We start from the raw sequence: 9,929 nt of genomic DNA, 5'->3' as shown, positions 1-9,929 counted from the left end.
GGTTTAAATAAAGAGCACGCAAACCGTTTCCCACACGAATTCTCAGGTGGACAACGTCAGCGTATCGGTATCGCTCGAGCGCTTGCTGTAGAACCAGAATTTATCATTGCCGATGAGCCGATCTCAGCACTTGACGTATCGATTCAGGCGCAAGTTGTAAACTTACTGAAAAAGTTACAAAAAGAAAAAGGCTTAACATACTTATTCATTGCCCATGATTTATCGATGGTAAAATACATTAGTGACCGCATCGGCGTAATGTACCGTGGTCAAATTGTAGAACTGACAACAAGTGAAGAGTTATATGCGAATCCAGTTCATCCATATACGAAATCACTATTATCAGCAATTCCGCTACCAGATCCAGATTATGAGCGTAATCGTAAACGTATCGTATACGATCCATCGCAGCATGATTACGGTAGCGAAGTGCCAACAATGCGTGAAATTCGTCCAGGACATTTCGTACTATGTTCTGAAGCAGAGTATAAGAAATATAAAGAAATCTATCAATAAAAAAAGAGCCATTCTTCCATTGCGGAAGGAGGGCTCTTTTTTCTACTATATAAAATTACTAAACTTGAACAGAAATACTCTCTTCTTGTTCTTCAGGTTTAACTAGTGCGTAACGTTCCCAAGCTCTACTTTTCCAGCGGAAGAACATAATAATGGCACGTGTCCATTCGTCGATGGCGATCGCTAGCCAAATACCCACGAGCCCCATATCTAAATGAAAGGCGAAAAAGTAACCTAGTGGTAAACTCATTAACACCATAGAAAATGCACCGATTAAAACAGGATATTTTGCATCACCAGCTGCACGAAGCGAATTAATGATGACGATGTTCATCGTACGTCCCGTTTCAAGTAGTACACTTAGTAAAAGAACACTTGCGCCTAACCCGATAATGTGCGGATTATCTGTAAACAGTCCCATTAATTGTGTACGGAATGTAATAACGAGAGCGACCATACATAAAGTTACACCAATCGCCCATTTTACACTTTTCCACAAACGTTCGTATGCTTCATCCTTTTCGCCACCACCAACAAGGCGGCCAATAATAATGGCTGTTCCCATACCAATCGCAATTGCAAATAAATAAGTGAACATGGAAATGTTAGTAGCGTATTGTCTAGCCGCTAATGATTCCGTTCCTAAGTACGTTGCGTAATAAAGGAAGACGATTTGACAAGCTTGATACATCACTTGTTCAAATGCAGATGGAATGCCGATTTTTAAAATTTTTCCAATGTATTCTTTGGATAAAGTGAAGTAATATTGTAATTTCACACGATATTCCATAACGCGATATAGTAACCAGAAGAAAACAATAAGTGCGATCAATCGACTGATAGCGGAAGAAATTGCAGCCCCTTGTACACCGAGCTCAGGGAAACCAAATTTCCCGAAAATGAGTACGTAGTTTCCAGCGATATGAATAATATTCATTCCGAGTGAAATAAACATCGCTTGCTTTGTAAAACCGTGTACACGGATAATTGCGGCTAATGAGTTAATGATAGCTTGCAGGAAGATTGCCCCTCCGACGATAGATAAGTAGTTTTGCGCATACGTTAGTACATCGCCTTGTAAGTTCATTGCAAGCATCATATGTTTCGAAAATAAAAGAAAACCAGCGCTTATAACGAGCCCAACTATTAAATTTAATGTGACGGCTAATGCTGATATTTTAGATGCTTCCATAAAGCGTCTGGAACCGAGGTATTGAGATACAACGATAGCAGCGCCGTTCCCGATGACTTCTAATACCAAAATCGCAATATGGAGATATTGATTCGCTGCACCAACCCCAGATACAGCATCGTCTGATAATGCACTTAACATGAAAGTATCAGCGATCCCCATCAACATAAAAAGAAAAACTTCTAGAAAAATAGGCCATGTTAATAAGAATAAACTTAATTTCTCTGTCGGCCCATTTTTTGCCTGAATTGCTGTCATGTCCGTCCCCTCTTTACCGATATCTATTTTTAGCAAAATGTATCGTAACATACTTTCTTATCCTTTGCACTCATTTTAGCCTATATATTTTTAATATGAAGGGCCTGCTATTTTATGTTGAAAAGGGTGGGATAATTATACATAAAATATTATAAAATATAAAATTTATTTTTCTCTGATAATTTAGAATAATATAAAAATAATTATTTTTGGCACTTTAGTAAGGAAAATAGACAATATAAAACGTTTACAAAGATATATTTTTTAACAGAAAATTTTAATGAAATAGAAATATAAATATACAAAAAATATATTTGTGTGTATAATATGAATTATTAGAACATATATATATTTCTTTCTGTTTGAAAATGAAAGGGCTAACATTTTTTGGAGGGTGGAAGTATGAAAAAAAAGATACCAGTTTTTGTAGTATCAACAGTAGCAATGAGCATGATATTAGGGGCATGTAGCTACCAAAAAGATGAACCGCAAGCAAACGCAAAAGGGGATAGCGGGAAAAGCGGTGCGAAGCAAGTTCTTAATTTAATTGAAACACAAGAAATTCCAACGATGGACCCAGCATTATCAGCTGACGCAGTTTCTTCAAAAGTAATGAACAACACGATGGAAGGTCTATACCGCCTTGGAAAAGATGATAAGTTAGTTCCAGGTGTAGCAAAAGAATTTAAAAAGTCAGAAGACGGTAAAAAATATACATTTAAATTACGTGAAGACGCGAAATGGTCAAACGGTGAGCCTTTAACGGCGAAAGATTTTGTATACGCATGGCAAAGAGCAATCAATCCAGACACAGCTGCGAAATCAGCATACATTATGTATGATATAAAAAATGCAGAGAAAATTAATAAAAAAGAGATGAGTCCTGATCAATTAGGTGTAAAAGCAATTGATGATTACACATTAGAAGTAGAATTAGACAATTCTATTCCATATCTTGTAGATTTAATGGTATATCCAATCTTTTATCCTGTAAATGAGAAATTTGTGAAAGAGCAAGGTGCGAAGTTTGGTTTGGAAGCGAACACAACGCTTTACAACGGACCATTTACATTAAGTGATTGGCAACATGAACGCAGTTTTAAAATGACAAAGAGCTCATCATATTGGGACAATAAAGAAGTGAAGCTTGAAGAAGTAAACTTTAATATTGTAAAAGATACATCTACGCCAATTAACTTATATGAAACAAATGCAATCGATCGAGCGACGTTATTAGCAGAGTTCATCGATAAATATAAAGGAAAACCAGATTTCAAAACAGTAGAAGAGACATCTGTATTTTTCCTACGCTTAAATCAAAAAGATCCAGCTTTAGCAAATAAAAATATTCGTAAAGCAATTTCCCTTGCTTTTGATCGTAAGCCGTTCGTTGATACATTATTAAATAACGGTTCTAAGCCAGCAACAGGATTAATTCCTGATAACTTCATTAAAGGTCCGGATAAAAAGGATTTCCGTGCTGAAAATGGTGATATTGTAAAACCAAATGTGAAAGAAGCAAAAAAATATTGGGAAGCTGGTACAAAAGAGCTTGGAAAAAATGAAATTGAATTAGAGTTATTAAATGAAGATGTTGAATTATCTAAGAAAACTGGTGAATATTTAAAAGGTGAACTGGAAAAGAATTTACCAGGCTTAACAGTGAAAATTAAACAACAACCATTCGCACAAAAGTTGAAATTAGAAGATGCGGGTGATTATGTCATGTCATTCTCTGGATGGGGGGCAGACTTCCCAGATCCGATCACATATCTTGATATGTTTGTAACAGATGGGTCACAAAATAAGATGAAGTACTCTAATCCGAAATACGATGAAATCATTATGAAAGCGAAAAAAGATGGAAGCGATGTAAATGCTCGCTGGAAAAACTTACTTGAGGCAGAAAAAATGTTACTTGATGACGCTGCGATTGTTCCAGTATACCAACGTGGTAGAGCATACTTACAAAGAGAAACAATTAAAGATATGTACAACCATAAATATGGCCCTGATGTGAGCTTCAAATGGGCATCCGTAGGGAAATAAAAAAAGCAGGCTAACCACCTGCTTTTTTTAATACGTGCGTTTCTTATAAATGCCTTTTCCGCCAACTTGATTCCAGCCGGATTGTACATCCAAACTTTTGTTAACAAACTTCATTTTTTCTTTTCCGCCAAAGAGCTTTTCGCCAATGCTATTTGTAATGACACCAATCAATGCTGTTATTCCGATGATGAGGGCAGCAACCGTAATAAAATCAACAAAAAAAGCAATCATTTGCAAACTCCCCCTTTGCCTGTCTGTATGTTTATTGTATGAGATAAAAAATAAAAAAGAAAGAAATGTCAGAAAAAAATAATTTACTTTAGAAATCGTGTGGACAGGAGGGAGAATATTTGTTAAAATAAGAACAAATGTTCCTTTTCATTCTCATTTGTATAGTCTTACATTTCTTAATTGATTTATCAGGAAAAAGTAAGAAAACGTTCTCTTTTTCATAGGGAAGATTATAGATAAATAACTATATATTATATGAAAAATCTAGGGGGAATGAGTATTGAAAGGGTTGAAAGTTATTGTTCAAGTACAGATAAATTGAGCGTAATCATGTTACATAGCAGTGGAATACACGGAAGAGTTTTCTCAACTAGCAGGAAATTTACTGTATATTTCTTGCAAAATCTATTGTATAATGATTATAGAAGTTACTTATTAAAAGTAATTGTTGTTTATTATAAGTTGTTGCTTACATGAAATGCGATTTTTGTACTTTTCAATAAGACAAGTTATCGCGAAAAATTGCTGAAGTTAGAAATTAAAACTGTATTTAGTACAGAATTTGTACTCTTTAAGGAGAGTGAGCTTTGTATGGTAACATTATATAGTTCTCCAAGCTGTACGTCTTGTAGAAAGGCGAAATTATGGCTAGAGGAAAATCATATTCCCTATACAGAACGTAATATTTTCTCAGATCCATTAACAATTGAGGAAATTAAAGAGATTTTACGTATGACAGAAAGCGGAACGGATGAGATTATTTCTACTCGTTCGAAAGTTTTCCAAGAATTGAATGTAAACTTAGAATCTTTACCACTTCAAGATTTATATAAGATGATTCGTGACTATCCAGGGATTTTACGTCGTCCAATTATGATTGACGAGAAACGCCTTCAAGTTGGTTACAACGAAGACGAAATTCGCCGTTTCTTACCACGTACAGTAAGAACGTTCCAATTACGTGAAGCACAACGTCTTGTAAATTAATTATAATAATATGAAAACCTTCTACCTATTATATAGTAGAAGGTTTTTTTTAATGTTTCACATTGCGTAATCGAACTTGTTGTACGATAAAGCCGATGCATAAAATAGTGAAAATGAACAAATAAGGAATGCTTGCAGTGAAACTTGGGTTGTTATGAAAAAAGGTGGCAAGTCTGTCTTCATGTGTAACCATTTTTCCTGCAGTATAGGCAAGAATCGCTGCACCGCAATAAATGAGGAATGGAAATCGTTCCATAAGTATTAAAATAAGTTTGCTACCCCAAATAATAATAGGGATAGAAATGAGTAAGCCAATTATGACGAGTAAAAATCTCCCGTGAGCTGCACCTGCAATGGCAATAACATTATCAAACCCCATAACGAGATCCGCGAAAACAATTGTCCGCACAGCTTGGAATAAAGTTGTTTTTCCTTGAATAGCAGAAAGATCGTTGTTATTATCAGTTAATAAATTGACTGCAATTAATGTAAGTAAAACCCCGCCAATCAGTTGTAGAAATGGAATGTCGAGTAAATAGACAGCTAATATAGTAAGGGCAATTCTTAGTACGATTGCTAAAAGAGTACCAATCAAAATAGCTTTATTTCGTTTCGATTCAGGTAAATTTCGGCTAGCTAGTGCGATGACAATTGCATTGTCACCACCTAATACAACATCGATACCGACAATCATTAGTACGGATGTTAAAAACTCTAAGTCCATTCGTCTGCCTCCATTTATGATGTTTTAATAAGCGAACTGTATGTATGTGATGAAGAAAGTTGTTGTTAAATAATCTCTTCCAATAGAAGTTTCACTTTATTAAAGTGTACGGGGGAATGTGGAAATGTATGTCCAAATTTTTTGTAAGTAAGAAATCGCTATAATAATATATTTATGTAGTTGATCGAGTAAAGATAGGCATATAACTATTTTTGTAAAATAAATCGATTTTATTTCCATTCTGGAGAATCTTATCATAAAATGAGAGTACAAGAATCTATTGATTTGTCATATGAGTGGGGAATCCCTTCATAACAATTCTAAGCAGGAAGGGAGAGTTGTATTTTGGATATTGAAAGAATTAATGATCATACGATGAAATTTTTTATTACGTACATTGATATAGAGGATAGAGGATTTAATCGTGAAGAAATTTGGTATGATCGCGAACGAAGTGAAGAGCTCTTTTGGGAGATGATGGACGAAGCTCGTGATCATGACGATTTCTTTATTGATGGGCCGTTATGGATTCAAGTGCAAGCAGTCGATAAAGGGATTGAAGTACTTGTCACGAAAGCAGAGCTTTCAAAGGACGGACAAAAGCTGGAACTACCGATAGGGGTAGACAAAATTATAGATATTCCTCTAGATGAAGGCATCGAATCATTATTCCAACAAGAGTTAGTCGAAGAGGTAGAAGAACAAACAGGAACAAACTTTAATGAAGATGGTACGTTTGGCTTTTTAATTAAATTTAATGATTTTGAAGATGTCATTTCATTAAGTCATCGTCTTATCTTTGAAGATATAAAAGATGAGCTGTATTCATTTGAGAACCGCTATTATGTATATGTGGAATTCGATGAAGTGCTACATGATGAAGAAGAAATCGATCGTATTTTAAGTATTATTTTAGAATATGGGGAAGAATCAACTTTAACAATTCATCGTGTAAGTGAGTATGGAAAACAAATTGTGAAAGAGCATGCGCTTGAAACGATTCGCAATAATTTTCCTGCTAAAACGTAGGCCGATTTCTGTAGTATGAAATCGGCTTTTTATATGAAGAATAGGAAAGCTTTCTTAGTTAGGAGGTAAGAGATGAAAAATACGTTAAAGCTGATTTTCTTTATCCTGCTATTGTTCGCATTATTTGTTTCGTTACGTATGTTTATTGATGTAGCATTTTATTCAGATGTGATTGGGATAAAAGATGTTTCGATTTTAGGTATTATTAGTATTTTATTTACAGTATCTGCGTTTTTAATTGGTTGCGTTATTTTCTTAGAAAATCGCCACCCATCTAAAACACTTACATGGTTAATTGTGTTAGGGATTTTTCCGGTATTTGGCTTCTTTGCTTATTTATTATTTGGACAAAATTTTCGGAGAAAAAGAATGTTTCAAAAGAAGGCGTTACTTGATGAACAGGCGTTTTTACAATATAAAGGGCATGAAGATTACGAAGAAAGAATTTTACGCAATCATAAGCATCAAGAGCTGTTATTTCGTTTAGCGGATCGCTTAGGCGCTTTAAATATTTCATTTCAAACTGAAACGAGGACATTAACAAATGGAGATGAAACGTTTCAGGCCATTTTAGATGGATTAAAACGAGCAAAACATCACATTCATATGGAATATTACATTGTGCGTGATGATAAATTAGGAACAGAAATTAAAGATATTTTAATACAAAAATCAAAAGAAGGCGTTGTTGTTCGTTTTTTATATGATGCGGTTGGAAGTTTTAAGTTATCAAAATCGTATATTGAAGAATTAAACGATGCAGGTGTTGAAATGATTCCGTTTTTTCCTGTGCGCTTTCCGATTTTAAACGATAAGATTAATTATCGAAATCATAGGAAAATTGTTGTGATTGATGGGAACGAAGGGTTTGTAGGCGGATTAAATATCGGTGATGAGTATTTAGGGAAAAGTAAATATTTTGGCTTTTGGCGAGACACGCATTTGTATTTACGTGGTGAAGCGGTTCAAAGTTTACAGCTTATTTTCCTTCAAGATTGGTTTTATATGACTGGAGAGGCTGTGCTAGCTCCTGAATATTTACAAGCAAAAGCAGTTGAGGGTGATCATTGGGGAGGCGTGCAGCTCGTTGCAGGCGGCCCTGATAATAAGTGGGAAACGATTAAGCATTTATATTTTGCAATGATCGCTTCTGCTCGGAAATCTATTTGGATTGCAACGCCGTATTTTATTCCGGATGATGATATTTTATCCGCATTAAAGGTAGCTGCGCTTGCTGGTATTGATGTTCGTTTGTTAATGCCGAGTAAGCCTGATAAGCGTACTGTCTTTTACGCATCGAGATCGTACTTCCCAGAGCTTTTAGATGCAGGGGTAAAGATATATGAGTATGAAAAAGGTTTTCTCCATAGTAAAGTTGTCATTGTCGATTCTGATTTAGCTTCAATTGGGACAGCTAATATGGATATGAGAAGTTTTCATTTGAATTTTGAAGTAAATGCCTTTTTATATGATACAGATAGCATTAAAAGACTTGTTCAAGACTTTAAAGATGATTTAGAAGAATCAAGTGAAATTCATGTCGATCATTTTCATAAAAGGCGTCTTCATAGACGAATTGTTGAATCAACGTACCGGTTATTATCCCCTTTATTATAAAAAGAGATGTCCGAAATTGGGACATCTCTTTTTTTAAAGGAATTTGTAATAAATTGTAGAATGTAAAGAGCTGAAAGGATGTGATTACGATATTTATAGCTAAAAGAGAAAACGGAGAAAAAATTCATTTACTCTACAATTGTAATGAAGAGCTTTTGCGCCGTATGCGTCAACAGGAACGATTCTTTTGTGTAGCTTGTGGAAAGGAAGTACAAATGAAATTAGGGAAACAAAAAAGTTGGCATTTTGCTCATAAAAAAGTGGATTCATGTCTTGCCTTTTATGAAGCGGAATCTATGTATCATAGGCACGGTAAAGAATTGTTATATAGGTGGTTCGAACGTCAAAACTTTCATGTAGATATAGAGCATTATCTGCCCCAGATTCAGCAACGACCAGATATTTTTATAGAGAGAGCAGGGAGAAAAATTGCGATTGAATACCAATGCGCAAATCTTTCTATAGAGCAGCTGTACAAACGAACCTATTCGTATTGGCGAGCGGGTATACAGGTCATTTGGATCATTGGTGGAAATCAATTGAAAAAGCAATCTGCATATTGGATGAAATTTTCCTCACTTATGGCTTTCTCCTTACAATCTTATCCTCAACCATTTCTTATTTTCTTCTGTTCCAAACAAAAATCATTTATGAAATGCGCGTTTCTCACTTCTTTTTCTACAAGCGTCTCTTTCTCACATACTATATATTTACCAACTGAAACTACTACTTTTGAACTACTCTTTTCCCCTGTTCCTTTCCAAAAAGAAATATTAGACCGAGAATGGAAGCAACGAAAGGACTATTTTCGAAAAAATGCTTTGCCTATTTGGAATTATAATTATAAGTCACTATTACGCCTCTTATATCAATTTAAATGTACCCCAGCGAGCTTTCCTTCTGAAATTGGTGTTCCACTCCCTTCTGGATTTGCTTTTCAAACAAACCCATTTATATGGCAAGCTTTTCTATATATGAAGTGTATAGGGGAGCTTGCAGTAGGAGAGTGTATTTCTCTTCAATATGTGTGTAGTTATGTAAAAAAGTATACGAAAAGGCGTATGCTCCCGTACTTTTCAAAGCATATATGGAAAGTAGCAGTTACTGAATATATGACATTCTTATGTTATACAGGTGTATTACGTAAAGTGGAGACTTATAAGTACCGGAAAATAAGGGGGATCGTTATGTTAAAAACAGAGGAGGAAGTTATGAAATATGATGAAACTTGTTTAGCGTATGCCTTATCTTTATTTGAGGCAAAGTACAACATGAGAGAAGGAAAAGGGGATATAATAAAGACTGATTGTGAAGGAATTACATAAG

General features: G+C 34.9%; 9 protein-coding genes. 6 read left to right on the top strand and 3 right to left on the bottom strand.

Translation table 11 applies throughout. The features are described 5' to 3' along the window. Positions 1-516: ATP-binding cassette domain-containing protein (locus tag MR167_RS20375; RefSeq protein WP_242315332.1), on the top strand; the 516-nt coding region annotated here is incomplete at its 5' end. 58 nt (positions 517-574) lie between these two features. Here MR167_RS20375 and MR167_RS20370 read toward each other — a convergent pair. After that, on the bottom strand, positions 575-2,017 hold the full coding sequence (locus MR167_RS20370; RefSeq protein ID WP_003309213.1) for an MATE family efflux transporter: 1,443 nt from the start codon (positions 2,015-2,017) through the stop codon (positions 575-577). A 351-nt stretch (positions 2,018-2,368) separates the two neighbouring features. Here MR167_RS20370 and MR167_RS20365 point away from each other — a divergent pair, with 351 nt between their 5' ends. After that, entirely contained in the window at positions 2,369-4,015 is a 1,647-nt protein-coding gene (locus tag MR167_RS20365; RefSeq protein WP_000727253.1) for a peptide ABC transporter substrate-binding protein, read from the top strand. A 27-nt stretch (positions 4,016-4,042) separates the two neighbouring features. Here MR167_RS20365 and MR167_RS20360 read toward each other — a convergent pair whose 3' ends face one another. Continuing rightward, positions 4,043-4,246 (bottom strand): hypothetical protein, encoded by a 204-nt coding sequence (locus MR167_RS20360; RefSeq protein ID WP_000559983.1) that lies wholly within the window; start codon positions 4,244-4,246, stop codon positions 4,043-4,045. 591 nt (positions 4,247-4,837) lie between these two features. Between MR167_RS20360 and spx the strand changes: the two genes are divergently transcribed. Continuing rightward, the gene (spx, locus tag MR167_RS20355) at positions 4,838-5,233 is read left to right on the top strand and encodes a transcriptional regulator Spx (protein ID WP_000258267.1); all 396 of its coding nucleotides are present in this window, start codon (positions 4,838-4,840) and stop codon (positions 5,231-5,233) included. A 49-nt stretch (positions 5,234-5,282) separates the two neighbouring features. Here the strand turns inward: spx and MR167_RS20350 are convergent, their stop codons facing one another. Continuing rightward, positions 5,283-5,957 (bottom strand): TerC family protein, encoded by a 675-nt coding sequence (locus tag MR167_RS20350; protein WP_000362600.1) that lies wholly within the window; start codon positions 5,955-5,957, stop codon positions 5,283-5,285. A gap of 345 nt (positions 5,958-6,302) precedes the next feature. Here MR167_RS20350 and mecA point away from each other — a divergent pair, with 345 nt between their 5' ends. From mecA to MR167_RS20335, 3 genes are all read left to right on the top strand, one after another. Then, positions 6,303-6,986: an adaptor protein MecA gene (gene mecA, locus MR167_RS20345; protein ID WP_000350716.1), complete on the top strand. Its 684-nt coding sequence runs from the start codon at positions 6,303-6,305 to the stop codon at positions 6,984-6,986. Positions 6,987-7,058: 72 nt separating this feature from the next. Further along, positions 7,059-8,603 (top strand): cardiolipin synthase, encoded by a 1,545-nt coding sequence (locus MR167_RS20340; RefSeq protein ID WP_000799189.1) that lies wholly within the window; start codon positions 7,059-7,061, stop codon positions 8,601-8,603. An 80-nt stretch (positions 8,604-8,683) separates the two neighbouring features. After that, complete coding sequence (locus MR167_RS20335; RefSeq protein ID WP_086398441.1) at positions 8,684-9,928, top strand: competence protein CoiA; 1,245 nt, start codon at positions 8,684-8,686, stop codon at positions 9,926-9,928. Position 9,929: the final 1 nt, after the last annotated feature.

The sequence above is a fragment of the Bacillus cereus group sp. BfR-BA-01355 genome, from assembly GCF_022663675.1.
Taxonomy (GTDB): domain Bacteria; phylum Bacillota; class Bacilli; order Bacillales; family Bacillaceae_G; genus Bacillus_A; species Bacillus_A thuringiensis_S.
This window is presented reverse-complemented; position numbering and strand designations above follow the sequence as displayed.